The sequence below is a fragment of the Microbacterium sp. WCS2018Hpa-23 genome (assembly GCF_031843845.1).
GTDB lineage: Bacteria > Actinomycetota > Actinomycetes > Actinomycetales > Microbacteriaceae > Microbacterium.
The window spans coordinates 57,814-83,023 of the sequence record NZ_JAVTIZ010000004.1 but is presented as its reverse complement, the minus strand read 5'-3'; the positions used below and the strand labels follow the sequence as shown (position 1 = coordinate 83,023).

Genomic DNA, 25,210 nt, shown 5'->3' with positions numbered 1-25,210 from the left:
TCGATAGCGTGACGGACGAACAGGAACTGGACCTTCTCTCGCTCAACGAGTGGTTGAAAGGCAGGCACGCTCTCACCGGGGTCGCCCCGGTCTGGGATCTCGGTGCGCTGCCCGATCAACCGAGCGCGCTCTTCGCCGGCTGGCTGCGCGAGGCATCCGACGCCGGAGTGGCGGAGCCGCACACCGTCACCCTCGCGACCGTGGACGCGGACGGCGTTCCCGATGCCCGCACGCTCATCCTGAAGAGGATCGACGAGCGCGGGTGGGCGTTCGCCAGCACGAGATCCTCTCGCAAGGGCGCGCAGCTCGCCGCCGTACCCGCGGCAGCGTTGAACTTCTGGTGGCAGCCCCAGGTGCGTGCGGTGAGAGTGCGCGGACGCGTCGAAGAGGCGACGGCCGAGGAGAGCGCCGCAGACCTCGCCGCGCGCTCAGCATCCGCGCGTGCAGACATCGAGGCCGGTGACTGGACGCTCTGGCGACTGATCCCGACCCGGGTCGAGTTCTGGCAGGGATCGAGAGACCGACGTCATACGCGTGTGGTCTACGACGCGATGGATGAGAGCTGGACGCGAACGCTCATCGGCGGAGCCGCGGAACAGCTGACGCAAGGTCGCGGAGCGTGAAGGGCTTCGAGGTCGTCGAGATCGGTGCGCTCGACGAGTGGCGCGAGCATCACGGAGGGTTCGATGCGGCGCGGTCGCGCGACGGACGCCGGGTCGTCGATCACGAACTGACGATGCAGTACATCGGTCTCACCGCGAATGCGCTGGCCCCTGGCGAGGAGGCCGGCTACTGGCACGTCCACTCGCGCGTCGAAGAACTGTACGTCTTCCTCGACGGCCGAGGACAGATGGGGCTGGACGATGAAGTCGTCGAGGTCGGTCCGGGCACAGTGATCCGCGTCGGACAGGACGTCGCCCGCACCTGGCGTGCTCGACCCGACAGCACCGGTGAACTGCGCTGGCTCTGCATCCGAGCCGGCGGCACGGAGCTCCCGCACCTCCCCGACGACAGCTCCCGTCTTCCCGAGAAGCCGATGCCGTGGGTGGACTGACCGGCATTCGCGCCGTCTGCTGGGATTGGAACGGCACGCTGCTGGACGATGTGGACATCTGCATCCAAGTGATGAACGAGGTGCTCACTGAACACGGTGAGCCACCTCTCCGAGACGCGGTCGCCTATCGCGCCACATTCCGGTTCCCCATACGCGACTTCTACAGCGACGTGGGTATCGGCCCCGATCGCTTCGAGTCGGCTGTCTCGCTCTATCTCCGGCGGCTCCAAGCCCGTGCCGCTGAGTCGCAGCTTCAGGCGAATGCACGCCAGACGCTCGACGGAGTCCGCCGGATGGGCCTGCGGCAGGTGCTTGCTTCTGCCACGCTGCCTGATCTGCTCGAGCTCCAGATGGCACCTCATGATGTGGCAGGTTCATTCGAGCGCATTCTTGCGATCGATGATCCGTTGCGGGCATCGAAGCGCGAGGTGATCGAAGAGTGGTTGGCCGGATCCGGTCTTGCAGCCGAGCAGGTATTGCTGATCGGCGACACGAACCACGACCACGAGATCGCGCGCGAGCTGGGAGCACCGTTCCTGCACTTCGGTGGTGGCCACCAAGTGCCCGAGGGTGACGGGCGGAGCATCGATGCGCTGGACGATCTGCTCCGCATGCTTCGTGTGGGGCTATCGGAGTAAACGACCTGGTGCTGAGGCGCGTCAGCGCGCGTCGAGGAGCTCGTCCTCGACGTCCGCATCCCTGTCGCGGCGCCGAGACTTCTTGACCGGAGCGGGAACGCCCTCGACCTCTTCACGGTGCTTCACGATCTCGGTGCGGATGATGTAGCCGATGAACACGAAGCCCATGAGCGCGAACAGGATCCACTGGATCGCGTAAGACAGATGCGGACCGGGGTCGTCGGTGGGGGAGTCGAAGCCGCCCAGCGTGCCTTCTCCTGCAGGCTCCTCGCTGACGATCTGCCCGTAAGCGCTCGTGATCACATCGCCGTCGACCAGCTCGGCGATCGACGGGAGGTTGATCGTCGGCACCTGGCCTTCGGGCGCGCCTCGTCCGGATGCCGGAAGCTGCTCGCCCGGACGCAGTCGCACGATGACCTCGACTTCGCCGTTCGGGGGAGCGGGAACCGCATCGGGGGAATCCCCGTCTCCTGGTGGGACCCACCCGCGGTCGACGATGAACACCCGCCCGTCGACGTCACGGAAAGGCACCAGCACTTCGAAGGCGCTCGTGCCGCCGTGCGGGCGGTTGCGCACGAGAAGCTGCTCGTCGGCGACGTACTCGCCTGTGAGCACGACCGGGTGCCACACGTCACCGGGATCGAGTGATCCGTCGGTGCCGATGAGATCGGCGAGCGGCACGGCATCCGCGTCGTAGTTCTTCTCGACCAGAGCGATCTGCTCGGATCTGGTCTCGTTGCGTTCGAACTGCCAGTTGGACAGGAAGGCGCAGGCGATCGCGAAGCCGATCGCGATCAGCACGTACACGGTCCATCGACCCATTCGGGCGCTCATGAGGGGACACCATCTCTCACGGTCACGGGGAAGTCCCTTGCTGCCAGGTAGTCGCGAAGGAAGCCGACATGCTCAGCGCAGGCGAGCCAGATCTTCTCGCGGTCGGCGGCGTGGATGCGCGGATTGCGCCACACCACCTGCATGGTCGCGGTGTTCCGGCATCCGGCTCGCGAGCACTCCAGTCCACTCACTCGCGATCCTGGCGGCTTTCGTGGATGGTGAACACGCCGGGTGCGGCCTCCGGCACGATCGGGAGCGTCTCGGCGGGTGCGGCGGGAGCTTCGAGCTCCTGCACCGGCGACTCAGCGATGGTCTCGGTGCTGTCGCTGCCGGCATTCGCGAAGACGACCGCGATATAGGGCAGCACGGCCGCAGCGAGAGCGAAGACCCAGGTGTACCAGCCGTAGGGCTGGATGAACATCATCAACGCGAAGCACACGATTCTGATCGCCATCGTGAGGACGTACCGGCGCACGCGGTGGTCTGCCTCGTCCTGCGGCGACTGCGGCAGTGAGGTGACAGCAGGAACCGGGTGCTTGCTCTTCACGATGACTCCAGCCTACGCCGGTGCGGGCACGACGGCGCGCCCTGCCGCGCCTCGAGCGAGGGAGTCAGGAGGAGAAGATGAACGGCAGGGTGAAAGCGCCGAAGAACACGAAGCTGATGATGGTCATGATGATGGTGATCACCAGGAAGCCGACCATGACGTAGCCCATGATCAGGCCGGCGAAGGCCATGCCGCGACCGCCGATCGCAGGGTTCGCCTTCGTCTGGCGCAGCGCCATGTGACCGGTGATGACGGCGACGATCGATGCGAGCAGCGGGATGAGCGCCCAGAAGAGCACCACACCCGCGATGCCGCAGATGAGCGAGGTGACGGCGAGTCCGCTCGCCGGACGCGCAGGCGGATAGATCGGGGCGCCGTAGTTCGGGTATCCCGCACCGGGCTGACCGGGAGCGGGCGCGCCGTACTGCTGCGGGGCTGCGCCATAGGGCTGGATGGCGGCGGCCCCGTAGGGCTGCTGTGCCGGCGCCGCGCCGTAGGGCTGCTGTCCGGGTGCGAACGACGGCACTGCTCCGGGGTAGGACTGCGTCGGCGCGGCGGCGGGGTAGGACGGTGCGGGGGCGGCAGCGGGGTACGACGGACTCTGCGGAGCCGAGGGGGCCGACTGGTAGGGCGCTGCCGGCGGCGCCGGGGCGAGCGGCGGCGCCGGGGCGAGCGGCGGCGCCGGGGCGAGCGGCGGCGCCGGGGGCGGCGTCGGCTGCTGTCCGCCCGGAGGGGTGGGGATGCTGTTGTCGCTCACGGTGAAGCCTTTCGTCGAGATCAGCGTCCCAGCCGGGGCAGGGGCTGTCAAACGCGGACCCGATCGAGTCACGGCATCATCGGTAGGATCGATGACGACCCGGCCCCGACCCCCACCGGCCAGATCAGGAGTGGAAAATGAGTTCTCGCGTCGTCCTCGTCACCGGCGGCAACCGCGGCATCGGCCGTGCGATCGCCGAACGATTCGTCCGCGACGGATACCGCGTCGCCGTCACGGCGCGCAGCGGTGAAGGTCCCGAAGGCACACTGACCGTCCGCGCCGACGTCACGGACGCCGCTGCGCTCGATGCCGCGTTCACCGAGGTCGAGCAGCAGCTCGGACCGGTCGAGATCGTCGTCGCGAACGCGGGCATCACCAAGGACACTCTTCTGCTGCGCATGAGCGAGGACGACTTCGACAGCGTCGTCGCGACGAACCTCGGCGGCACCTTCAGAGTCGTCAAGCGCGCCTCGAAGGGGATGCTCCGTGCGCGCTTCGGCCGCGTGATCCTGATCTCCAGCGTCGTCGGCCTGTATGGCTCGGCCGGCCAGGTGAACTACTCCGCGTCGAAGAGCGCGCTCGTAGGCTTCGCCCGGTCGCTGACGCGCGAGCTCGGCGGGCGCGGCATCACCGCCAACGTCGTCGCGCCCGGCTTCATCGAGACCGACATGACGGCAGAGCTCCCCGAAGAGACGCAGAAGCAGTACAAGGCGAACATCCCGGCGGGGCGCTTCGCGACTCCCGACGAGGTCGCCGGCGTCGTCACCTGGCTCGCCGGCGACGACGCGGGCTACATCTCCGGCGCCGTCATCCCTGTGGACGGCGGACTCGGGATGGGGCACTGACTGAGCGCAGAGCTGAGCCGAGCACAGGGCTGAGCCGAGCACAGCACTGAGTCGAGTGAGGGGCGCTGCCTCAGTGGCGGGTGACCGCAGCGTCGATGAGGTCGGCCAGTCTGCTCGGCACCGAGAACTGCGGCCAGTGGCCTGAGCCGACGCGCACGACCTCGGCGTCGGCGATCGCCCGGAACTCGTCGGCGTACGGACCCCACTGCTCGAGCTCGGACTCGAGAGTCTCTCGGTCCATGCCGCCCATGAGCAGCGTCACGGGGACGGAATGCCGAGCCCCGGAGCCGAGCGTGATCTCGTCTGTGGGCACTCTGGCTGGCACGCTTCGTGCGAGCGGCGCGGTACGCGCGCGCGTCACCTCGTCGAGATCGTCGACGTCTTCGGCGGGAAAGTAGTCCCAGCCGGGGAAGGGCACGACGCCGTCGACCACCTCGAACTCGCTGATGCCGAACCCGGAGGGCGGCGGGACGGTGTCGACGAACACGGCTCGCGTCACGACGTCGGGGCGCGCATCGGCGACACCCCAGGCGACGTTGCCGCCGCCGCTGTGCCCGACCACCACGACGGGCCCGCCGACCGCATCGACCGCGGCCACGGCGGCGTCGACCCACTCGGAGATGCCGATATCGGACGACTCGGTGGCGGGGGCTCCGACGCCGGGCATCGTCAACGGGTGCACGGTGTGACCGGCGCGCTCGAGATCGACGGCGACGTCGCTCCAGCTGGAGGCATCGAGCCAGAGGCCCGGGATGAGGATGATGTCCATGGCCCGACGATAGACCGGGCCACCGACATGCGCTACGGGAGCAGCGCGATGACCTCGGACAGGTCCTGCGGGCCGACGACCAGGCTGGCGGCGGCGCGTACGGCCGGCTTCGCGTTGAACGCGAGTCCGAGCCCGGCGACCGACATCATCTGCAGGTCGTTGGCGCCGTCGCCGATCGCGATCGTCGCGTGGCGCGGTACTCCCAGCTCGTCAGCCCAGGCCAGCAGTGACGCGGCCTTGGCTGCGGCATCCACGATCTCGCCGTCGACCCGGCCGGTGAGGGTGCCGTCTGCGACCTCGAGGCGGTTCGCGCGCCAGCGGTCGACGCCGAGCCCTGGGGCGACGTCGTCGAGGATCTCGTGGAAGCCGCCCGAGACGACGCCGACGACACCGCCGCGTGCGTGGACGGCGGCCGTGAGCTCGCGCACACCGGGGGTCGGCTCGATGCGGGCGAGCACCCGGGCGAAACCGGACACGGGAACCCCCGCGAGAGCCGCCACGCGGGAGCGCAGGCTCGTCGCGAAGTCGATCTCGCCGCGCATGGCGGCCTCGGTCGCGGCCTGGACCTCGGCACGGCGCCCCGCCTCGTCGGCGATCAGCTCGATCACCTCGTTGCGGATGAGGGTGGAATCGGCATCGAGTACGACGAGGAAGCGCGTGGAAGTCACGCCTCAGAGCCTATCGACAGCCGTGATGGTCGACGTGCGGCCCGACTCGCGGCGACGCGGTCAGCGTTCGATGAACAGGCCCTTGCCGACCACGGTGATGCCGGATTCCGTCACGGTGAAACCTCGGGCGAGATCTCGCTCTCGATCGACGCCGACCGTCGCACCGTCGGCGAGGACCACGTTCTTGTCGAGGATCGCACGATGCACGCGGGAACCCGCACCGACTCTCACCCCATCGAAGACCACGGAGTCGGTGATCGTCGAGCCACCGCCGGCGAGCGTCCAGGGACCCACGACGCTGCGCTCCAGATGAGTGCCCGAGAGCACGGATCCGAGCGACACGATCGAGTCGATCGCGTTTCCGATGCGGCCCACCGAATCGCGCACGAACTTGGCGGGCGGCGAGTTCACCGCCTGCGAATGGATCGGCCATTCCATGTTGTAGAGGTTGAAGATCGGGAGCGTCGAGATCAGGTCCATGTGGGCGTCGAAGAAGGAGTCGATCGTACCCACATCGCGCCAGTACGAGCGGTCTCGCGGAGAGGATCCAGGGACGTCATTCTGCTTCATGTCGTAGTACCCGGCCTCGCCACGGTCGACGAAGTACGGCACGATGTCGCCACCCATGTCGTGCCCGGAGGTCGGTGATTCGCCGTCGGCCTCGACGGCGGCGATCAGCGCATCGGCGTCGAAGATGTAGTTGCCCATCGATGCGAGCACCTCGTGAGGCGAGTCTTCGAGGCCCGCGATGTCGGTCGGCTTCTCGAGGAACTGCTTGATTCGTCCGGTCTCGGTGTCGGCATCGATCACACCGAACTGCGAGGCCATCGCGAGGGGCTGACGGATGCCGGCGACGGTGGCCTTCGCGCCGGATTCGATATGCGCCTCGAGCATCTGGCGGAAGTCCATGCGGTAGACGTGATCGGCACCGATCACGACCACGATGTCGGGCTTCTCGTCGTTGATCAGGTTGAGGCTCTGAAGGATCGCGTCGGCGGAGCCGGAGAACCAGCGCTTGCCGAGCCGCTGCTGCGCGGGCACGGACGTCACGTACGAGTCGAGCAGAGCCGACATGCGCCACGTCTGCGAGATGTGGCGGTCGAGACTGTGCGACTTGTACTGCGTGAGGACGACGATCTGGCGAAGGCCGGAGTTTATGAGGTTCGAGATCGCGAAATCGATCAATCGGTACTGTCCGCCGAAGGGCACAGCAGGTTTCGCGCGATCAGCCGTGAGAGGCATGAGACGCTTTCCCTCGCCGCCGGCGAGGATGATGCCGAAGATCTTCTTTGGTGCGGACATGCACCAACCATAGAGGCGAATCGGCCCGCCGAACTAGCATCTGGACAAGTGAGTCACTACCGTCTAGACATGCGCGTCGAGATGATCACGAAGGAATACCCGCCGGAGATCTACGGAGGTGCGGGCGTCCACGTCGCCGAGCTCGTCACGGCGCTCCGGCAGAATATCGATGTACAGGTTCGAGCCTTCGGGGCTCCCCGCGATGAGGCGGGCACTTTCGCCTATCGGACGCCCTCAGAACTCGCCTCCGCGAATGCCGCGCTGCAGACGCTCGGCACCGATCTCGAGATCGTCGCGGCGATCTCCGACGCCGATATCGTGCACAGCCACACCTGGTACGCGAACTTCGCCGGGCATATCGCCTCCCAGCTGCACGGGATACCTCACGTGCTCACCGCGCACAGCCTCGAGCCGCTGCGTCCGTGGAAGGCCGAGCAGCTCGGGGGCGGATATGCGGTGTCGAGCGGCATCGAGAAGCTCGCCTACGAGAACGCGGCAGCGGTCATCGCGGTCAGCGCAGGAATGCGCGCCGACATCCTTCGCAGCTACCCGTCGATCGACCCGGCCAAGGTGCGCGTGATCCACAACGGGATCGACGTCGAACGCTGGCGCCCGGTGCAGAACCCCGCCTTCCTGGAATCCGTCGGGATCGACCCCGCTCGGCCGTCCGTCGTCTTCGTCGGGCGCATCACCCGCCAGAAGGGTCTTCCTTATCTGCTGCAGGCTGCTCGTCTGCTCCCGCCCGAGGTGCAGCTCGTCCTCTGCGCCGGCGCCCCGGACACCCCCGAGATCATGGCGGAGGTGCAGGAGGGCGTGAAGCTCCTCCAGCAGACCCGCGACGGAGTGGTCTGGATCGAGCGGATGCTGCCGCGCGACGAGCTCTCGGCGATCCTCACCGCCGCGACGACCTTCGTGTGCCCGTCGGTCTACGAACCGCTCGGCATCGTGAACCTCGAGGCGATGGCCTGCGGCGCCGCGGTCGTCGGCACGGCGACCGGCGGGATCCCCGAGGTCGTGGCCGACGGTGTCACCGGACGGCTCGTGCCGATCGAGCAGCTGCAGGACGGCACGGGCACGCCTGTCGACCCTGAGCGCTACATCGCCGATCTGGCCGGAGTGCTCACGGAGGTGACCTCCGACCCGGAGCGCGCACGAGCCTACGGCGAAGCCGGGCGGGAGCGTGCTCGGGACGAGTTCAGCTGGGGTGCGATCGCCGACACCACGCGCGCGCTGTACGCGGAGCTGACCTCCTGAGCCGATAGGCTGGAGGCATGTCGAGCGCTCTGGAATTCACCGACGTCGTCGTGCGCCGCGAGGGCCGCAACATCATCGATCACGTGACCTGGCAGGTCGACGACGATCAGCGATGGGTGATCCTCGGACCCAACGGCGCCGGCAAGACCACGCTGCTCCAGTTGGCCGACACGCTGATGCACCCGACCTCCGGGACAGTGACGGTGCTGGGGGAGACCCTCGGCCGCACCGACGTGTTCGAGGTGCGCCCGCGCATCGGCTTCGCGTCCTCGGCGATGGCGAAGCGCGTGCCCCGCGACGAGACCGTGCTGAACACCGTCCTCACCGCCGCGTACTCGGTGCTCGGCCGCTGGAACGAGAACTACGAGGACATCGACGAGCGTCGCGCACTGCGCGTGCTGGGCGACTGGCGTCTCGAGCACCTGGCAGACCGCACGTTCGGAACGCTGAGCGACGGCGAGCAGAAGCGCGTCCAGATCGCCAGGGCCGTCATGACCGATCCCGAGCTGCTGCTGCTCGACGAGCCGACAGCGTCCCTCGATCTGGGCTCGCGCGAAGAGCTGCTGGCTCTGCTCAGCGGCTATGCCTCGTCGCCGACCACCCCCGCGATGCTGATGGTCACCCATCACGTCGAGGAGATCCCGGTGGGCTTCACGCACGTGCTGCTGATGCGCGAGGGGCGCATCGTCGCCGCCGGCCCCGTCGCCGAGACGCTCACGGCCGAGACGCTGACCGAGACGTTCGGCATGCCGATCGTGCTCACCAGCGAAGACGGCCGCTACGCCGCGCGCGCGGCATCCTGATCACGATCTGGTAGAATCGATCCTTGGTGCTCTCTGCACCACAGACTTCCCTCGTCCCTGGCACAATCCAGGGCAGCAACTAAGGAATCCCATGAAGACTGACATTCACCCCGAGTACAAGGCTGTCGTGTTCCGCGACCTGGGCTCGGGAGAGACGTTCCTCACCCGTTCGACCGTGACCGGCGACAAGACCATCGAGCTCGACGGCGTCGAGTACCCGGTCATCGACGTCGAGATCTCGTCGGCATCGCACCCGTTCTACACGGGCAAGCAGCGCATCATGGACTCGGCCGGCCGCGTCGAGAAGTTCAACCAGCGCTTCAAGGGCTTCGGCGGATCGACCAAGTAACGATCGCCGCACTCGAAGGCCCCGTGTTCCTCGGAACACGGGGCCTTCGTCGTACCTGTGGCGAGAGTCAGATGTCGATCACGATGCGTTCGCCGTCGATCCTGCTGGGTGGGTCGCCGGCAGAGGGAGCGGGAGCCGTGCGCGTGGTCTGCCTGTCGCGTTCCATGCCGGCCTCGTGCGCCGAGGGCATCCAGACCGCCTCGAACGATCCGCCCATCCCGCCGCCGGCACTCTCGTACTTCTTCTCGAGAGGTGCCTTCGCGTAGGTCGCCACGATCACGACGACGATCGCGATCACGACAATGAGGAGGATCGCGACCGTGAGGAGCATCCCGAGGGTGTCGGCCATGAGTCCAGGCTATTCGGCGTGCGCAGTATCGGCATCCGTCTGCAGGAGGATTCCGACAGAGGAGTCTCAGCGGATGCGGCGGCCGTGCGCGAGGTCGAAGAGGTGCGTCAGCACGGGGCCCGAGCGGACGCCGTTGTGCTCGTGCTCGCTGGTCACCCAGAGCTGCACGCCGGGCAGCAGCCGAGCGGTCTCGAGTGAGAACTCCATCGGCACGTAGACGTCGTTCACGTACACCGCCGCGGCGCCTGTCGCTCCGGAGGTGGCGACGGCGACCTCGTCGTAGATCCGGGGCCACTCGAACTCCGCCAGCGCGAGCGTGACATCACGCCACGGCCGGAACGCCGGCACCGTCTCGGTCCAGTCGCGCCGGATGTGCTCGCCCGTGAACAGGGTGACGTCATCGCGGAAGTCCTGGGGCTCGGTGCGCTCCGCCGACCACCGTGTCGCGTGCCCGCTCGCGTAGCTCGACTCATGGAAGGCGAAGTAGAGAGGGTTGCGGCCGCCGTAAGGCATCGCGTGCATCAGGTCGTGCCGGAAGGCGTTCGACGCGGGATCGCGCTCGAGCAGCGACCACACGGTCTGCCACCCGTCGTTCGTGCCGAGGGCGGAACCCACGGAGCGCAGTCGTGACGGGGAGACCACTTCGCCGTCCGGGAGCACGATGTCGCCTGCCTCGGCCCGCTCGACCAGGCGGCGCATGGCGTCGCGGTGCTCGGGGAACCGGCGGTAATACCGCTCGGAGGCCGAGCGCATCTTGTCATAGCAGAGCGCGTAGACCTCGTCGGGGTGCCGGTTCACGGTGCTGAGCCCACCCGTGATGAAGACGTCGGCGATCGAGTCCGCGTCGGTCGACAGGTAGGCCAGGGTCGTGAAGCCACCGAAGGACTGTCCCAGCACGCTCCACGTCTCGGCCGCGAGGTGCTCGCGCATCGCCTCGCAGTCGCGGACGATCGAGTCCGCGCGCAGATGGGTGAGGTACTCGGCGACCTCGGCGGAGCCGCGTTCGAGGTCGGCGTCGCCGACCGGCGTCGAGAGTCCGGTGCCTCGCTGATCGAGCATCACGACCCGATAGTGCGCGAGAGCCTCATCGAGCCAGGCGGGGGAGGTGGACGAGTGGAACGGGCGCGGCGCCTCGTGCCCGGGGCCGCCCTGCAGGAAGACGAGGTAGGGAAGCCTCTCGCCTCCTTCGCGTGTGACGACACGGGCGAAGACATCGATCGTACGGGTGTCGGCTGGGTCGCCCCATACGAGCGGCACGGTGAGCGTGTGCTCCTCGACGGTGAGGTCGAGCAGGCGACGGATGGTGGTGGTCATGTCACATCACATTCCCGATATAGGAGTACTTGACGAACACCTCGGAGGCGATGCCCGCCTCCTGGAGCACGCCCTGCACCGCGTTCATCATGTAGTTCGAATCCCACCCCATGTACAGGTGGTGCGACTCGTCTAGCTGGTCCCACTGGCCCTTCCACGCCATCCCGTCGTAGATGGGTCCGCCGTGGGCGGCGCAGTACGAGACGGCGGCAGCACGCGTGTCGGTCCACGCGCGCCGGAAGACGCGATTGAAGAGATATCGGACGTCGAAGACCTCCCACCGCTCGCCGCGGTACTCGACGTAGTCGAACTCCCGCTCCCAGCCCGCCGGCCAGCCACGTCGGCGGACGGCGTCGAGGATCGGCGTCAATCCGTCGTCGTCGATCTCGGGCAGGGCCGGGCGCGCCCAGATGCGCAGCAGATCGGCGGTCAGGCGGACCGTCCGCTCGGAGATCGCGGCGGTGCCCCAGGTCTCGATGCGCTCGAGCATCCTGGTCTCGGGGACCGTGCTGCGCGCATACGCCGAGTCGCGCTTGACCGCGAACGACTCGCCGAACACGCGCTCCGCGAGGTGCTGCTCGAGCAGGGTGAGGTTGCCGAGACTGGGGGCGAGAGCCCTGTGGGCGTTGCGCTCGTCATCCGAGTAATCGATCCAGGGGCGCACGCCGTCGCCCGACCAGCTGTCGCTCGGAACGGTCGGAACGATGTGCTCGACGTCGAAGTCGGCGGCGTCGTCGACACCCTCCAGACGCCCGAGCACATAGGCGGGATGCGGCAGCTCGCTGTACTTCAGCACCGCACTCACGCGCTCGTCAGACGGAGTGATGCGCGCGAAGGCCCGGGCCAGCGCGTCTCGGCCGTCGGAGCGGGCGCGGCAGAGACGCGCGACGAGCCGCTCGTTGGGAAGGTTCACCAGCGTGCGACGCAGATACATGGTCTGGATCCACTCGAGCGTCTCGATGAGCTCGTCGCGGGCGATGAGTCCGCGCGAATGGTCGCTGTACACGCTCAGCACCAGCGGATACGACGCACGGCCGAAGGTGTTCACGAACCGCAGCTGCTGCGCGATCTCGGCGTCCTTCTCGAGAGAGGGATCGAGCAGGATGCCGTAGATCTCGGCATAGTGCCGCCACACCTCGGCATCCGCCTGCAAGTGGTCGAGGTCGACGCGGGGGAAGGAATGCCGGAACGCGCTGTACACGCCGTGCTCGCCGTTGGCGGCGACCTCGCGGCCCGTGGTCATGACGAGGTAGTGCCGCCAGAACGCGCCGATGGTCTCACTAGTGTGCTGTTCGATCGGCAGCCAGAATCGCTCTTCGACATCGAGCTGCTCGGTGTGGGTGAGCCCCATCAGGATGTAGTTGTGGATCAGCTCGTGATCTCGCAGCGGTTCGCCGGTGGAGTTGAGGCTCTCGAAGATCTGCTGGGCGTTGGCCTCGGCGCCGAGGGTGATCGACACGTGCTCGAGTCTCTGCAACCCCCGCCAGATCATCGGAGCCTCGTCGGTGTGCACCTGGCTGCGGAAGAAGGCGTAGTTGTCGTCGAAGCGCGACTCCCGGTCAGCCTGGTCGCCGCGCTCGAGCACCACAGACTCGTACAGGTCCGCCCAGGCGTCGTGCGGGCGCAGCTTGGTGCGGGTTGCGTCGTCCGGGCGCACGAGAACACGATCGAGTTCGGCGGCGAGCTCGGGGGAGGAGTCCTGCACCGCGTGCCGCAGTGCTGCGACGAGCAGCATGAGCGTCGTGATGCGCTGCTGGCCGTCGATCAGCACGAGGTCGGTGTCGGCGTCGGAGTCGTCTGCGGCCGACAGGATCGAACCGATGAAGTGGCGATGGGACTCGTCTTCGCGGGCGACGGCTCGGACGTCCGAGAGTAGCTGCTCGCATCCGCCGATGTCCCATCGGTACTGACGCTGATACACCGGTACGACGATGGTCGTGGAGTCCTCTGCGAGCCACTCGATCGTGTTGACAGCTGTCGCCTCGACGTTGGTCGCAGTGCTCATGCTGGTGTCTCGTCCTCCCGTAACGCCGGGCGCCGAGGAGTCGCCAGGCACCCGATTCAGTCTATTCGCTTATTCACGGCGACCCTCTGCGGCGCTCCAGAGGTGCCCTGTTAGGCTTGCCTTATCAGGGCCTGTTAAAACGTGCTGGCCCCCGATGAAAGGATCTGGTTCAGATCATGGGATACATCAAATCTGCCGCGCTCGAAGACAAGGGCTTCGTCGTGCTCGACAGCTACAACCAGGAGCTCGACCCCAAGGAGTGGCTCGACATCGAGTACAACGACTGGAAGTCGTCGGGCGACACCCGGTTCGCGCCTCTCGCCAGCGCCAAGGGCGAGATCGAGTGCAACGGCTTCTGGAACCACAAGCCGCCGCGTACCGACAAGGACGGCGTCTGGATCGACGAGCAGACCTCCAAGGCTCCGAACCTGACGCGTCGTGCGCAGGAGCCGGGTGCCAACGTCGGTCGCTGCCGCGTGATCGAGCTGCAGCCGACCCCGTACGGCGAGTGCCTGTACAACCTCCACCAGGACGACAACAACCGTCTGAACCCCGACGGCACCGGCTGGGTCGTGCGCGGCTTCTTCAACCTCAGCGACGACAAGGACAGCTTCTTCGTCCTCCGCGAGAACCGCACCGACCCGAGCATCGAGTACCGCATCGCTCTGCCGGCCGGAGCGCAGCTGATCGTCGACACGCAGCGTCTGTGGCACGCGGCGACCCACGTCGGCACCGAGCCCCGCTACTGCCTCATCACGTCGTGGACGTCGGGCCCCGAGCTCGACGCCTACATCGAGAAGTACAACGGCACCCAGGATGTGCCGAACGTCGAGGTCCCGCAGGACGTGCTCGAGGCCGGCTACGCCGAGCAGGCTCGTCGTGACGCCGCCCGTGCCGCGTACTACGCGGCCAAGGGCCAGCAGGTCAAGCAGGCGATGAGCGAGGCCTGAGCCTCATTCGATCAGGACCGGCGACGGTCCGAAGGCCCCGGTCCTCGCGACCGGGGCCTTCTTCGTGGAATCACATGCTTGTGATTTCGCCTGGTCTGGGCGAGAATGGCCCCATAACCGCATATTCACGCCAGTTCTCGTTGTTTCAGGTCGTTGGGGAAGACGCACCTGATGAAACGGAGAGATCATGGCGACGGCTTACGCACGCGGAGTGGTTTTCGTCCACTCTGCACCCCGCGCGCTCTGCCCGCACCTGGAATGGGCGGTAGGACGCGCCATCGGTCGCGCGGTGAACTTCGACTGGAGCGACCAGCCGGTGCTCGACGGTGCACGCCGTGCCGAGTTCTACTGGGACGGCCCGGTCGGCACCGGTGCGGCTCTCGCCACCGCGATCCGCGGCTGGGAGCACCTCCGCTTCGAGGTGACAGAGGATCCCACCCCCGGCAGCGACGGCGGACGCTGGCTGCACACTCCGGATCTCGGGATCCACTATGCGCAGACGGATGCCGCGGGCAACATCGTCATCGGCGAGGATCGCATCCGCTACGCGATGGAGATCGCCGCCGGCAGTGCGACCGAGCTACAGCGTGAACTCGACGTCGCACTCGGCTCGGCCTGGGACGAGGAGCTCGAGCCCTTCCGCCACGCGAGCGACGACGCCAGGGTCGTCTGGCTCCACAAGGTGGGCTAATCGACGACACCGCACAGACCTGGAGCGGGAAGGCGCGAGTATCGGATGCCGGTGAGTGATCCCGGACGCTGAGAAGGCGAATCCCTGTTCCACACGACGAGGACCCCGCCCCTGGATCAGGGACGGGGTCCTCGTCTGCGCTCAGATGACGGCGGTGCTCGGCATCTCCCGAAGCGCGGATGATCCGCCGACCATCACGTCGTTCCAGGCGAGTTGCAGTCGTCCCATCGCATCGGCCGTGCGCTCCGGCGGCAGCGTGATGGGGATGCGCAGGCGTCGCTCCAACACTCCTCCGGTCGAGAATCGCGGCCCCGGCGGCAGGACGAGCCGGTGGTCGCGTGCGGCGAGAGAGAGCGCCGTCGATATCGGCGCGCCGAGATCGAGCCAGGCGGAGAGACCGCCGGGCGCCGGTGGCATCGACAGTCCACCGATGGATGCGAGGCCCTCCGCGACTGCTTCTCGCCCCGCCTGCAGCCTTGTCGTGACATGAGCGGTGAGCGCCGGCATGTCCTGGAGCAGCTCGACCGCGATGCACTGCTCGAGGAGCGCTGTGCCCAGTTCGAAGGAGGGCCGGGTGGCGAGTAGCCGGGTGATGAGTGAGCGCTCGGCGCGGATCCATCCGATGCGGAGCCCGCCCCAGGCGATCTTGGACATCGACCCGACCGTGATGATCTGCGGACTGTAGGCGGCCATCGGCAACGGCGACCATCCTCGGTCGATGTCGAGCTCGGCGGTGGTCTCGTCGACGATCACGTGCGTACCGGCGTTCCGCGCGGTCGTCGCGATGCGGGAGCGCTCGGCGTCGCTCAGAGTCGCCCCGGTCGGGTTGTGGAAATCGGGGATGAGGTACGCGACGTGCGGGCGGCTGCGCAGGAGAGTGTCGCTGAGGTGGCGCTCGTCCCATCCTGTGACGTCCACCGGGGTGGGGAGCAGTCGGTACCCGTGCCGGTGCAGGGCCTCGAGAGCGTGGGGGAACGTCGGCTGCTCGACCAGGGCTCGTTCTCCCCGTCGGCCGATCGTGGCGAGGACGAGGTGGAACGCATTGAGCGCGCCCGACGTGATGATGATCTCGTCGGCATTTGTCTCGACTCCGCGTTCGGTGAAGCGGCGCGCGACCGCCTCGCGCAGTTCGGGGAGTCCCCGCAGCGAATAGCCGCTCGTGCCTCGGAGAGCGGCGAGCCGGGGGAGCGACCTCACGGTGGCGTCGTAGAGCCCCGGCGTCGAGTCCATCGAGGCGATGGAGAGGTCGATGGCGTCGTCGTCGTCCGTGCTCGTGGAGGCGCGTGTGGAGTGCGGAAGGGTGACTCGTGTGCCGCCGCCGTGCACACGGGACACGTAGCCGTCACCTTCGAGGAGCCCGTACACGCGCGTTGTCGTCGACCGTGAGCGGCGCAACTCGAGCGCGAGGGCACGCTCGCTGGGCAGTCGCTCTCCGACGGTCAGCCGACCGTCGAGGATCAGAGCGCGGATCTGCTCGGCCAGTGAGGCGGCAGTGGCGCCGGCGACGTTCTGCGCGCCGAGATGCTCGACGAGTCGTGATGTCATCACTCCAGCATGCCGCAAAGTGGACTCGTCACAGCAGGCCACTTTTCACCGAGTGGCCTCGGCATCACGCAGAGCAGCGGGGCCACGATGGAACAATGCACCTCCGTTCCGTCTTCCTCCCGATCACGGCCACCAGCCGACGCGACGTCGTCGAGCGCATCGTCCAGCTGCTGGCGGGCCTGTTCCTCTACGGCGTGGCCCTCGGTCTGATGGTGCGTGGCGGCATCGGTGTCGCACCGTGGGACGTGCTCGCGCTGGGGATCTCCGGGCAGACGGGCATCGGGTACGGCGTCGTCACCGTGCTCGTGTCGGTGCTCGTGCTGGTGCTGTGGATCCCGCTCCGCCAGCGCGTCGGCCTTGGCACGCTGCTGAACGCCCTGCTCGTGGGCCCGAGTGCCGACCTGGCCCTCTTCGTGATCCCCGAACCCTCGTCGATCTGGATCGGCGCGCCGATGTTCGTGGCGGGGCTGCTCCTGCTCGCGTTCGCGACGGGCCTCTACATCGCCGCGGACTTCGGCCCAGGACCGCGGGACGGACTCATGACCGGACTCGTGGCGCGCACAGGTCGGCCCGTCTGGCTGGTGCGCACCCTGATCGAGGGCAGCGTGCTGCTGATCGGCTTCCTCCTCGGAGGGCCGGTCGGCGTGGGAACTGTGCTCTTCGCCTTCGGGGTCGGGCCGCTCGTGGGCTGGTTCCTGCCCTGGACCACGCGTCTGCGGGCAGCCCGTTCGCGGCAGCTCGCCCGGGCATAGTCCCATCTGCCGGAAGAGGAGAACGGCCCCCGGGATCACCCGGGGGCCGTTCTCTCTGCGGTTGCGAGTCAGTCGACGCTCGCGAAGACCGCGACGGCATTGTGACCGCCGAAGCCGAACGAGTTGCTGATCGCGTAGAGCTTGCCGTCGCCGAGGGGCTGCGCCTCGCCCGAGAGCTTGAACGGCACGGCCGGGTCGGGCTCGGTCATGTTGATCGTCGGCGGAGCGACGCGGTCGCGAAGCGCGAGGAGCGAGAAGATCGCCTCGAGGGCTCCCGTACCACCGAGCAGGTGACCGGTGGATGCCTTCGTGGCCGACACCGGGATCTCGTCGATGCGGTCGCCGAAGACCTTCTTGAGCGCGACGTACTCGTTCGGGTCGCCTACCGGGGTCGACGTCGCGTGAGCGTTGATGTGAGCGACCTGGTCGGCGGTGATGCCGGCCTCCTCGAGGGCCTGGGTGACAGCGCGTGCCGCCCCGTTGCCCTCGGGGTCGTTGCCCGTGATGTGGTAGGCGTCGGCGGTCACTCCACCGCCGAGGACGTAGCCGTAGATCTTGGCGCCGCGAGCCTTGGCGTGCTCCTCGGTCTCGAGGATCAGCACCGCGGCACCCTCGCCCATGACGAAGCCGTCGCGGTCGATCGCGCCGGGGCGGGATGCGGTGGCAGGGTCGTCGTTGCGGCGTGACAGCGCCTGCGCCGATGCGAAGGAGGCCATGGTGATCGGGTGGATCGCCGATTCGGTGCCACCCGCGATCACGACGTCCGCGAGACCGTCCTGCAGGTGGTGGAACGCGTGGATGATCGATTCGGTGCTGGAGGCGCACGCGCTCACGACGGTCTGGGCGTAGGCGCGAGCCTGGAACTGCAGCGACAGGTTGCCGGCTGCGGCGTTCGGCATCAGCATCGGCACGGTCAGCGGCATCACGCGGCGGGGGCCCTTCTCGCGCAGAGTGTCCCACGCGTCGAGGAGGGTCCACAGGCCGCCGATGCCGGTGGCGAAGTCGACGCCGAGGCGCTCGGGAGCGACCTCGGGGGAACCTGCATCCGCCCAGGCCTCGCGCGCAGCGATGAGGGCGAACTGAGAGGAGGGGTCGAGCCGCTTCGCCTCGTGGCGGGGCAGGACCTCTTCGGGGCGGACGATCGCCTCGGCGGCGAAGGTGACGGGCAGCTCGTACTGCTGAACCCAGTCGTGTTCGAGGGTGCGGGTTCCGGACTGTCCTGCAAGCAGGTTGGTCCAGTTGTCGGGAGCTGTCCCGCCGATGGCGGACGTGGCGCCGATGCCGGTGACGACGATGCGCTTGGTCATGTGTGGTTCCTTGTCAGGCGGGTCGAGCAGAAGGCGGGCAAGGCGGAGGATGCCACGCCCCGCATACGCGGGGGTGGCATCCTGCGTGGATTACTCCTGGCCGGCGACGATGAAGTTGACGGCGTCTCCGACGGTCTTGAGGTTCTTGACCTCGTCGTCGGGGATGGTGACGCCGAACTTCTCCTCGGCGTTGACGACGATCGTCATCATCGAGATCGAGTCGATGTCGAGGTCGTCGGTGAACGACTTCTCGAGGGCGACCTCGGAGGCGTTGATGCCGGTCTCGTCGGTGATCAGCTCTGCGAGGCCAGCGAGGACCTCATCGTTGGTGAAAGCCATGTGGTCTTCCTCTTTCTTACGGGTTGTATATCGGAACCGTGGAACAGTCTAGGGAAGGTCGGCGCGTTCTCAGGGGAGGACGACGACCTGAGCGGCGAACACGAGGCCCGCGCCGAAGCCGATCTGCAGCGCGAGGCCGCCCGAGAGCTCGGGGTGCTCGGCCATGAGGCGGTGGCTGGCGAGCGGGATCGACGCAGCCGAGGTGTTGCCGGTCGTCTCGATGTCGCGCGCGATGACTGTGGACTCCGGCAGCTTGAGCTGCTTGGCGAACTCGTCGATGATGCGCATGTTCGCCTGGTGCGGGATGAACGCGGCGATGTCGGTCGGTTCGACGCCAGCCCGATCGAGAGCCTCGCGAGCGACCTTGGCCATCTCCCACACCGCCCAGCGGAAGACCGTCTGGCCCTCCTGGCGCAGCGTCGGCCACGGCACCTCGCCGTCGCGGAACTCGGTGAGAGTGCCGTTCATGCCGACCGCGTCGGCCTTCGATCCGTCGGAACCCCACACCGCAGGCGCGATGCCCGGCGTGTCGCTCGGGCCGATGAGTGCCGCGCCCGCGCCGTCGCCGAGCAGGAACGAGATGCTGCGGTCGGCGGGGTCGACGATGTCCGAGAGCTTCTCGGTGCCGATCACGAGGGCGTAGCGCGCGGCGCCCGATCGGATCAGTGCATCGGCCTGCGTGACGGCGTAGGCGTATCCGGCGCACGCGGCGTTGATGTCGTAGGCGGCTGCCGGGTTCGCGCCCACGCGGTCGGCGACGATCGCGGATACCGAGGGCGACTGCTTGGGGTTGCTGATGGTGGCGACGATGACGAGATCGACCTGGTCGGCCGAGATGCCGGACTTCTCGATCGCCTCGGCGGCAGCGGTGGTCGCGAGATCGATCGCATCCGTGCCCTTGTCGGCCCGCACGCGGGTCACGATGCCGGTGCGCTGGCGGATCCACTCGTCGCTCGAATCGATCGGGCCGATGAGGTCGTCGTTCGGTACCGCGTTCTCGCCGCGCGCGGCCCCGTAGGAGTAGATCCGGGTGTACGCGGGACCGGTGACCTGGTTCAGGGTGGGGCTCATGCGGCTTCTCCGTTCAGCAGCGCGACGGCCGCATCGAGGTCATCGGGGGTCTTGACGGCGACTGTCGGCACGCCGCGCAGGCCGCGCTTGGCGAGCCCGGTCAGCGCACCCGCAGGAGCGAGCTCGATCAGGCCGGTGATGCCCTGATCGGCGAAGGAGGCCATGCACAGATCCCACCGCACGGGCGAGGAGACCTGATCGACGAGGTAGCTCAGCGCCTTCGCGCCCTCGGTGACGACCGAACCGTCGCGGTTGGTCCACAGCGTGAGGTCGGGGTCGGAGGGGGTCACGGTCGACACGGCGTCGCGCAGGGCGGCGACAGCCGATCCCATGAACGACGTGTGGAACGCGCCGGCCACCTGAAGGGGGATGACGCGGGTGCCCTTGACCGGCTCGGTGGCGAGGGCGTCGAGCCCTGCGAGCTCGCCGGCCACGACGAGCTGACCACCTCCGTTGTAGTTGGCGGGGGAGAGGCCGAGCTCGCTCAGGCGCGTGAGGATCGTCTCCTCGTCTCCTCCGAGCACTGCGCTCATGCCGGTCGGGGTCTGTGCTGCGGCATCGGCCATCGCACGACCGCGGATGCCGACGAGCCGCATCCCGGTCTCGGCGTCGAGCACACCGCTGCCCACGAGTGCGGCGATCTCACCGACCGAGTGGCCGGCGACGCCGTCTGCACGGCGGCCCGCGCGGGCAGTCAGGGCGTTCGCGGCGATGAGCGACGCGGCGACGATCAGCGGCTGGGCGACGCGCGTGTCACGGATCGTGTCGGCATCCGACACCGTCCCGTGCTGCTGGAGGTCGACCTCCGCGGCTTCGGAGTAGGCGGCGAGGGCCTCCGTCACGCCTTCCAGCTCTAGCCAGGGGGAGAGGAAACCGGGGGTCTGCGAGCCCTGTCCAGGGCATACGACGACAATCACCACCCCAGTCTGCCAACGATCCGCCGGAAGTGGTGGATGATTCATCACAACATTCCGAAGAACCCTTGTGTGTGGCGTACAGCAGTTCGGTGTCTGCCGCCTTGATCAGCGCGAGGGGCGACGCAGCGGCGGGCGACGGCGGACCTGATCGGCCGCGCCGATCGAGCCGAGGATGAGCGCCGTCTGCAGGATCAGCGCCTCGCGCGGACCCGTGGCATCCCAGCCGATGACCTCGCTGACGCGTTTCAGGCGGTAGCGGACCGTGTTGGGGTGCACGAACAGCTCGCGTGCGGTGGCCTCGAGTGATCGGCCGTTGTCGAGGTAGCTCCACAGCGTCGTGACGAGATCGGTCGAGTGCGCCTGCAGCGGGCGATAGATGCGCTCGATCAGCGTCTGCTTCGCGAGGGGATCGCCCGCGAGTGCGCGCTCGGGCAGGAGGTCGTCTGCGTCGACAGGCCGCGGCGCGCTGCGCCAGGCGCGCGCGACGGCGAAACCTGCGAGTGCGGCGCGTGCGCTTTGGCTCGCGTCGACGAGCGCGGCGACGGCAGGGCCGAGGACGACGTATCCGGGACCGAACGAGGGCTCGAGACGGGACGCGATCTCCTCGAATCCGAGTTCTTCCTCTTCGCCCTCGTCGAGTTCTTGTCCGGCGATGCGTGCGCGACCGATGACGAGCACGAGCCGTGAGCCCTGTACCCCGATGAGGACGTCCACCGCGAGCTTGCGCGCCGTGCGGCGCACGAGGTCGACGTCGAACTGCGGAGGAGTCGTGCCGACCAGCACCGCGACCTCGCCGTGGCCGTGCCAGCCGAGTGCGGCGATCCGGCTCGGCAGCTCTTCATCGGCTTCACCCGTGAGGATCGAGTCGACCACGAGAGCTTCGAGTCGCGCATCCCACAGTCCACGGGCCTCGGCGGCGCGGGCGTAGACGTCCGCGGCGGCGAAGGCGACGTCGCGCGAGTACAGCAGGATCGCTTCGCGAAGATCGTTGCCTCGACCGGCGACCCGCTCCTCCGTCACCTCGACAGTGACGCGGATGAGCTGCAACGTCTGCTGCAGGCTGACGCTGCGCAGAAGCTCGCGTGGTGCCGCGGCGAAGATGTCCGCGGCGATCCAGGGGGTCGAGGTCGGATCCTCGTACCACTGGATGAAGGAGGTGATGCCGGCCTGAGCCACCAGCCCGACCGCAGAGCGGCGGGCTGGTGGCATGTCGGCGTACCAGGGGAGGGTGTCCTCGAGGCGCTTGATCGTCACCGAGGCGATGTCACCGGAGATCCGGCGCAGCCAGGTGAGCGTGGCGGCCTTGTCCATGCCGCGCGAAGAGGAACCCGTCACCGATGGCTCAGCTTTCGCCGCCCGCGTTGCCGCTGGTGCCGGCGTTCACGTCGTGCAGGCTGTACTTCTGGATGGCCTGCGCGGCGAGAGAACGGTCGACGACCCCGTCTTCGGCGAGCGACTGCAGCGTGCGGACGACGATCGACGGACCGTCGATCTTGAAGAAGCGACGCGCAGCTGCACGCGTGTCGGAGAATCCGAATCCGTCGGCACCCAGCGTCGCGAAACGCTGCGGGACCCAGGGGCGGATCTGGTCCTGCACGGCGTGCATGAAGTCGCTGACGGCGACGACGGGACCTTCGGCACCCTGCAGCTTCTGCGTGAGGTACGCGGTGCGGGGCTCTTCTTCCGGGTGCAGGAAGTTGTGCTCGTCGGCGGCGAGGCCGTCACGGCGCAGCTCGGTCCAGGACGTGACCGACCAGACGTCGGCGATCACACCCCAGTCGTTCTTCAGCAGCTGCTGCGCCTCGAGGGCCCAGGGGAGTCCGACGCCCGATGCGAAGAGCTGGGCACGGGGGCCCTCGCCCTCGCCGACCGAGACGCGGTGGATACCGCGCACGATGCCGTCGACGTCGACGTTCTCCGGCTCGGCGGGCATCACCATCGGCTCGTTGTAGAGCGTGATGTAGTACATGACGTTCGGGTCTTCGTGGTCGCCGCCGTACATGCGCTCGAGACCCGAGCGCATGATGTGCGCGATCTCGTAGCCGTAAGCCGGGTCGTACGAGACCGTCGCCGGGTTGGTGGCGGCGAGCAGGTGCGAGTGGCCGTCGGCGTGCTGCAGACCCTCACCCGTGAGGGTGGTGCGGCCTGCCGTCGCGCCCATGATGAACCCTCGGGCCATCTGGTCGCCGGCGGCCCACTGAGCGTCGCCGGTGCGCTGGAATCCGAACATCGAGTAGAAGAGGTAGATCGGGATCAGCGGCTCGCCGTGCGTGGCGTAGGAGGTGCCCGCTGCGGTGAACGCCGCGAGAGCGCCCGCCTCGTTGATGCCGACGTGCACGATCTGGCCCTGCGGGCTCTCCTTGTAGGCGAGGAGGAGCTCACGGTCGACCGATGTGTAGTGCTGGCCGTTCGGGTTGTAGATCTTCGCGGACGGGAAGTACGCGTCCATTCCGAACGTACGAGCCTCGTCGGGGATGATCGGGACGATGCGGTGGCCGAAGTCCTTCGAGCGCAGCAGGTCCTTCAGCAGACGGACGAACGCCATGGTCGTGGCGATCTCCTGCGTGCCTGAGCCCTTCTTGGGCAGCGCGTACGCGGTGTCGTCGGGAAGCGAGAGTCCGACGTGCGTGGAACGGCGCTCCGGCAGATAGCCTCCGAGAGCCTGGCGACGCTCGAGCATGTACTGGATCGTCTCGTCCTGGGGGCCCGGGTTGTAGTAAGGGGGCAGGTACGGGTTCTCCTCGAGCTGCGAATCCGTGATCGGGATGTGCATCGCGTCACGGAACGTCTTGAGGTTGTCCAGCGTCATCTTCTTCATCTGGTGGGTCGCGTTGCGGCCTTCGAAGTGCGGACCGAGGCCGTAGCCCTTGACGGTCTTCGCGAGGATGACGGTGGGCTTGCCCTTGTGCTCGGTCGCGGCCTTGAACGCGGCGTAGACCTTGCGGTAGTCGTGGCCACCGCGCTTCAGGTTCCAGATGTCGTCGTCGGAGTAGTCCTTGACGAGGGCTGCGGCGCGCTCGTCGCGGCCGAAGAAGTGCTCGCGGACGTAAGCGCCGGACTCGGCCTTGTACGTCTGGTAGTCGCCGTCGGGGGTGACGTTCATGAGGTTGAGCAGCGCGCCCTCGCTGTCGCGGGCGAGCAGGTCGTCCCATTCGCGACCCCAGACGACCTTGATGACGTTCCAGCCGGCGCCGCGGAAGAACGACTCGAGTTCCTGGACGATCTTGCCGTTGCCGCGCACAGGGCCGTCGAGGCGCTGCAGGTTGCAATTGACGATGAACGTGAGGTTGTCGAGGCCCTCGTTGGCTGCGACCTGCAGCTGGCCGCGGCTCTCGACCTCGTCCATCTCGCCGTCGCCGAGGAATGCCCAGACGTGCGACTGCGAGGTGTCCTTGATACCGCGGTTCTCGAGGTACTTGTTCGACATCGCCTGGTAGATGGCGTTGATCGGGCCGAGACCCATCGAGACCGTCGGGAACTGCCAGTACTCCGGCATCAGACGCGGGTGCGGGTACGAGGGGATGCCGTGCGGTGCGTGCGACTTCTCCTGGCGGAAGCCGTCGAGCTGGTCTTCGCTCAGGCGGCCCTCGAGGAAGGAACGCGCGTAGGTTCCGGGGGAGGCGTGGCCCTGGATGAAGATCTGGTCGGCGCCGCCGGGGTTGTCTGCACCCTTGAAGAAGTGGTTGAAGCCGACCTCGTACAGCGCGGCCGACGACGCGTAGGTCGAGATGTGGCCGCCGACACCGATGCCGGGGCGCTGCGCGCGGTGCACCGTGATCGCGGCGTTCCAGCGGATCCACGCCCGGTAGCGGCGCTCGATCTCTTCGTCACCCGGGAACTCGGGCTCGTTCTCGGCGGCGATCGTGTTGATGTAGTCGGTGGTCGGGACCATCGGCACGCCCAGGTGCAGCTCCTTCGAGCGCTTGAGCAGGCTGAGCATGATCTCGCGGCCACGACCGTGGCCCTTGGCGTCGACGAGCTCGTCGAGCGACTGCTGCCACTCGCCCGTCTCTTCCGGATCGCTGTCGAGGGGGCCCTGGGAATACGGATCCTGGTCGTGCACAGTCACGGGGGAGCCTTTCGTCAAGCTGGCAGGTCATGCCATTGAAACGGGAAGCGACGCGGGCAGCCTTGTCGGCTGTGCACAACG

Annotated in this window: 27 protein-coding genes; 10 read left to right on the top strand and 17 right to left on the bottom strand. The window is 67.7% G+C overall.

Translation table 11 applies throughout. The features are described 5' to 3' along the window. Positions 1-8: 8 nt before the first annotated feature. Genes RQG77_RS07885 through RQG77_RS07875 form a run of 3 tightly spaced genes read left to right on the top strand, consistent with a single transcriptional unit; the run spans position 9 to position 1,692 of the window. On the top strand, positions 9-623 hold the full coding sequence (locus tag RQG77_RS07885; RefSeq protein ID WP_311244240.1) for a pyridoxamine 5'-phosphate oxidase family protein: 615 nt from the start codon (positions 9-11) through the stop codon (positions 621-623). After that, a complete protein-coding gene (locus RQG77_RS07880) occupies positions 620-1,054 on the top strand; it encodes a cupin domain-containing protein (RefSeq protein ID WP_311244239.1) in 435 nt (144 codons plus the stop codon). Before RQG77_RS07885 ends, RQG77_RS07880 begins: the two co-directional genes overlap by 4 nt. Then, complete coding sequence (locus tag RQG77_RS07875; RefSeq protein ID WP_311244238.1) at positions 1,042-1,692, top strand: HAD family hydrolase; 651 nt, start codon at positions 1,042-1,044, stop codon at positions 1,690-1,692. Before RQG77_RS07880 ends, RQG77_RS07875 begins: the two co-directional genes overlap by 13 nt. 21 nt (positions 1,693-1,713) lie before the next feature. Here the strand turns inward: RQG77_RS07875 and RQG77_RS07870 are convergent, their stop codons facing one another. The 4 genes from RQG77_RS07870 to RQG77_RS07855 form a co-directional block, all read right to left on the bottom strand. Next, positions 1,714-2,526, bottom strand: a complete 813-nt coding sequence (locus RQG77_RS07870; protein ID WP_311244237.1) for an SURF1 family protein — start codon at positions 2,524-2,526, stop codon at positions 1,714-1,716. Continuing rightward, the gene (locus RQG77_RS07865; protein WP_311244236.1) at positions 2,523-2,717 is read right to left on the bottom strand and encodes a hypothetical protein; all 195 of its coding nucleotides are present in this window, start codon (positions 2,715-2,717) and stop codon (positions 2,523-2,525) included. The genes RQG77_RS07870 and RQG77_RS07865 overlap by 4 nt, the downstream gene beginning before the upstream one ends. Further along, positions 2,714-3,073, bottom strand: coding sequence for a DUF3099 domain-containing protein (locus tag RQG77_RS07860; RefSeq protein ID WP_311244235.1), 360 nt, complete (start codon positions 3,071-3,073; stop codon positions 2,714-2,716). Before RQG77_RS07860 ends, RQG77_RS07865 begins: the two co-directional genes overlap by 4 nt. A gap of 64 nt (positions 3,074-3,137) precedes the next feature. After that, positions 3,138-3,830, bottom strand: coding sequence for a DUF4190 domain-containing protein (locus tag RQG77_RS07855; protein ID WP_311244234.1), 693 nt, complete (start codon positions 3,828-3,830; stop codon positions 3,138-3,140). 137 nt (positions 3,831-3,967) lie between these two features. Between RQG77_RS07855 and RQG77_RS07850 the strand changes: the two genes are divergently transcribed. After that, on the top strand, positions 3,968-4,675 hold the full coding sequence (locus RQG77_RS07850) for a beta-ketoacyl-ACP reductase (protein ID WP_056516934.1): 708 nt from the start codon (positions 3,968-3,970) through the stop codon (positions 4,673-4,675). Positions 4,676-4,745: 70 nt separating this feature from the next. Here the strand turns inward: RQG77_RS07850 and RQG77_RS07845 are convergent, their stop codons facing one another. The 3 genes from RQG77_RS07845 to glgC are packed head-to-tail and all read right to left on the bottom strand — an operon-like array spanning position 4,746 to position 7,414. Then, complete coding sequence (locus RQG77_RS07845) at positions 4,746-5,444, bottom strand: alpha/beta fold hydrolase (protein WP_311244233.1); 699 nt, start codon at positions 5,442-5,444, stop codon at positions 4,746-4,748. Positions 5,445-5,476: 32 nt separating this feature from the next. After that, on the bottom strand, positions 5,477-6,112 hold the full coding sequence (serB, locus tag RQG77_RS07840) for a phosphoserine phosphatase SerB (protein ID WP_311244232.1): 636 nt from the start codon (positions 6,110-6,112) through the stop codon (positions 5,477-5,479). Between the two features lie 60 nt (positions 6,113-6,172). Continuing rightward, positions 6,173-7,414, bottom strand: a complete 1,242-nt coding sequence (gene glgC, locus RQG77_RS07835) for a glucose-1-phosphate adenylyltransferase (RefSeq protein ID WP_056307331.1) — start codon at positions 7,412-7,414, stop codon at positions 6,173-6,175. Positions 7,415-7,483: 69 nt separating this feature from the next. Here glgC and glgA point away from each other — a divergent pair, with 69 nt between their 5' ends. The 3 genes from glgA to RQG77_RS07820 all read left to right on the top strand — a co-directional run bounded on the left by glgA (position 7,484) and on the right by RQG77_RS07820 (position 9,820). Further along, positions 7,484-8,668 carry a glycogen synthase gene (gene glgA, locus RQG77_RS07830; RefSeq protein WP_311244231.1) on the top strand — a complete coding sequence of 395 codons (1,185 nt, stop codon included), beginning with the start codon at positions 7,484-7,486 and terminating at the stop codon, positions 8,666-8,668. Between the two features lie 17 nt (positions 8,669-8,685). Next, a complete protein-coding gene (locus RQG77_RS07825) occupies positions 8,686-9,471 on the top strand; it encodes an ABC transporter ATP-binding protein (RefSeq protein ID WP_056307335.1) in 786 nt (261 codons plus the stop codon). Positions 9,472-9,562: 91 nt separating this feature from the next. After that, positions 9,563-9,820: a type B 50S ribosomal protein L31 gene (locus RQG77_RS07820; RefSeq protein ID WP_056307337.1), complete on the top strand. Its 258-nt coding sequence runs from the start codon at positions 9,563-9,565 to the stop codon at positions 9,818-9,820. 67 nt (positions 9,821-9,887) lie between these two features. On the opposite strand, the gene RQG77_RS07815 is transcribed toward RQG77_RS07820, so the two are convergent. The 3 genes from RQG77_RS07815 to RQG77_RS07805 all read right to left on the bottom strand — a co-directional run bounded on the left by RQG77_RS07815 (position 9,888) and on the right by RQG77_RS07805 (position 13,488). Further along, positions 9,888-10,169, bottom strand: coding sequence for a hypothetical protein (locus RQG77_RS07815; protein WP_311244230.1), 282 nt, complete (start codon positions 10,167-10,169; stop codon positions 9,888-9,890). Between the two features lie 66 nt (positions 10,170-10,235). After that, positions 10,236-11,483, bottom strand: a complete 1,248-nt coding sequence (locus RQG77_RS07810; protein WP_311244229.1) for an alpha/beta fold hydrolase — start codon at positions 11,481-11,483, stop codon at positions 10,236-10,238. Between the two features lies 1 nt (position 11,484). After that, positions 11,485-13,488 (bottom strand): DUF262 domain-containing protein, encoded by a 2,004-nt coding sequence (locus tag RQG77_RS07805; protein ID WP_311244228.1) that lies wholly within the window; start codon positions 13,486-13,488, stop codon positions 11,485-11,487. A 176-nt stretch (positions 13,489-13,664) separates the two neighbouring features. Here RQG77_RS07805 and RQG77_RS07800 point away from each other — a divergent pair, with 176 nt between their 5' ends. Both RQG77_RS07800 and RQG77_RS07795 read left to right on the top strand, forming a co-directional pair. Continuing rightward, positions 13,665-14,438, top strand: coding sequence for a hypothetical protein (locus RQG77_RS07800; protein WP_311244227.1), 774 nt, complete (start codon positions 13,665-13,667; stop codon positions 14,436-14,438). A 187-nt stretch (positions 14,439-14,625) separates the two neighbouring features. Continuing rightward, positions 14,626-15,129 carry a DUF3145 domain-containing protein gene (locus RQG77_RS07795; protein WP_311244226.1) on the top strand — a complete coding sequence of 168 codons (504 nt, stop codon included), beginning with the start codon at positions 14,626-14,628 and terminating at the stop codon, positions 15,127-15,129. Between the two features lie 141 nt (positions 15,130-15,270). Here RQG77_RS07795 and RQG77_RS07790 read toward each other — a convergent pair whose 3' ends face one another. Further along, the gene (locus RQG77_RS07790) at positions 15,271-16,674 is read right to left on the bottom strand and encodes a PLP-dependent aminotransferase family protein (RefSeq protein ID WP_311244225.1); all 1,404 of its coding nucleotides are present in this window, start codon (positions 16,672-16,674) and stop codon (positions 15,271-15,273) included. A 95-nt stretch (positions 16,675-16,769) separates the two neighbouring features. On the opposite strand from RQG77_RS07790, the gene RQG77_RS07785 reads away from it, so the two are divergent. Continuing rightward, positions 16,770-17,426, top strand: coding sequence for a hypothetical protein (locus tag RQG77_RS07785; protein ID WP_311244224.1), 657 nt, complete (start codon positions 16,770-16,772; stop codon positions 17,424-17,426). 68 nt (positions 17,427-17,494) lie between these two features. Here RQG77_RS07785 and RQG77_RS07780 read toward each other — a convergent pair whose 3' ends face one another. From RQG77_RS07780 to aceE, 6 genes are all read right to left on the bottom strand, one after another. Continuing rightward, positions 17,495-18,733: a beta-ketoacyl synthase gene (locus tag RQG77_RS07780; RefSeq protein ID WP_056307355.1), complete on the bottom strand. Its 1,239-nt coding sequence runs from the start codon at positions 18,731-18,733 to the stop codon at positions 17,495-17,497. Positions 18,734-18,823: 90 nt separating this feature from the next. Continuing rightward, positions 18,824-19,072, bottom strand: coding sequence for an acyl carrier protein (locus RQG77_RS07775; RefSeq protein WP_017202249.1), 249 nt, complete (start codon positions 19,070-19,072; stop codon positions 18,824-18,826). 69 nt (positions 19,073-19,141) lie between these two features. Beyond that, positions 19,142-20,143, bottom strand: coding sequence for a beta-ketoacyl-ACP synthase III (locus RQG77_RS07770; RefSeq protein WP_311244223.1), 1,002 nt, complete (start codon positions 20,141-20,143; stop codon positions 19,142-19,144). Then, positions 20,140-21,060: an ACP S-malonyltransferase gene (locus RQG77_RS07765; protein ID WP_311244222.1), complete on the bottom strand. Its 921-nt coding sequence runs from the start codon at positions 21,058-21,060 to the stop codon at positions 20,140-20,142. The genes RQG77_RS07770 and RQG77_RS07765 overlap by 4 nt, the downstream gene beginning before the upstream one ends. Positions 21,061-21,165: 105 nt before the next feature. Then, the gene (locus RQG77_RS07760) at positions 21,166-22,371 is read right to left on the bottom strand and encodes a helix-turn-helix domain-containing protein (RefSeq protein ID WP_311244449.1); all 1,206 of its coding nucleotides are present in this window, start codon (positions 22,369-22,371) and stop codon (positions 21,166-21,168) included. Positions 22,372-22,402: 31 nt separating this feature from the next. After that, positions 22,403-25,129: a pyruvate dehydrogenase (acetyl-transferring), homodimeric type gene (gene aceE / locus RQG77_RS07755; RefSeq protein ID WP_311244221.1), complete on the bottom strand. Its 2,727-nt coding sequence runs from the start codon at positions 25,127-25,129 to the stop codon at positions 22,403-22,405. Between the last annotated feature and the right edge of the window lie 81 nt (positions 25,130-25,210).

Bases quoted from the DNA above. Each gene is read 5' to 3' on its own strand.
- RQG77_RS07760 (WP_311244449.1), bottom strand. From the start codon at position 22,371: ATGGACAAGGCCGCCACGCTCACCTGGCTGCGCCGGATCTCCGGTGAC.
- RQG77_RS07785 (WP_311244224.1), top strand. From the start codon at position 16,770: ATGCACCTCCGTTCCGTCTTCCTCCCGATCACGGCCACCAGCCGACGC.
- glgC (WP_056307331.1), bottom strand. From the start codon at position 7,414: ATGTCCGCACCAAAGAAGATCTTCGGCATCATCCTCGCCGGCGGCGAG.
- RQG77_RS07870 (WP_311244237.1), bottom strand. From the start codon at position 2,526: ATGAGCGCCCGAATGGGTCGATGGACCGTGTACGTGCTGATCGCGATC.
- RQG77_RS07810 (WP_311244229.1), bottom strand. From the start codon at position 11,483: ATGACCACCACCATCCGTCGCCTGCTCGACCTCACCGTCGAGGAGCAC.
- RQG77_RS07820 (WP_056307337.1), top strand. From the start codon at position 9,563: ATGAAGACTGACATTCACCCCGAGTACAAGGCTGTCGTGTTCCGCGAC.
- RQG77_RS07825 (WP_056307335.1), top strand. From the start codon at position 8,686: ATGTCGAGCGCTCTGGAATTCACCGACGTCGTCGTGCGCCGCGAGGGC.
- RQG77_RS07850 (WP_056516934.1), top strand. From the start codon at position 3,968: ATGAGTTCTCGCGTCGTCCTCGTCACCGGCGGCAACCGCGGCATCGGC.
- RQG77_RS07770 (WP_311244223.1), bottom strand. From the start codon at position 20,143: ATGAGCCCCACCCTGAACCAGGTCACCGGTCCCGCGTACACCCGGATC.
- RQG77_RS07815 (WP_311244230.1), bottom strand. From the start codon at position 10,169: ATGGCCGACACCCTCGGGATGCTCCTCACGGTCGCGATCCTCCTCATT.
- RQG77_RS07795 (WP_311244226.1), top strand. From the start codon at position 14,626: ATGGCGACGGCTTACGCACGCGGAGTGGTTTTCGTCCACTCTGCACCC.
- RQG77_RS07790 (WP_311244225.1), bottom strand. From the start codon at position 16,674: ATGACATCACGACTCGTCGAGCATCTCGGCGCGCAGAACGTCGCCGGC.
- glgA (WP_311244231.1), top strand. From the start codon at position 7,484: ATGCGCGTCGAGATGATCACGAAGGAATACCCGCCGGAGATCTACGGA.
- RQG77_RS07805 (WP_311244228.1), bottom strand. From the start codon at position 13,488: ATGAGCACTGCGACCAACGTCGAGGCGACAGCTGTCAACACGATCGAG.
- RQG77_RS07800 (WP_311244227.1), top strand. From the start codon at position 13,665: ATGGGATACATCAAATCTGCCGCGCTCGAAGACAAGGGCTTCGTCGTG.
- RQG77_RS07845 (WP_311244233.1), bottom strand. From the start codon at position 5,444: ATGGACATCATCCTCATCCCGGGCCTCTGGCTCGATGCCTCCAGCTGG.
- RQG77_RS07780 (WP_056307355.1), bottom strand. From the start codon at position 18,733: ATGACCAAGCGCATCGTCGTCACCGGCATCGGCGCCACGTCCGCCATC.
- RQG77_RS07775 (WP_017202249.1), bottom strand. From the start codon at position 19,072: ATGGCTTTCACCAACGATGAGGTCCTCGCTGGCCTCGCAGAGCTGATC.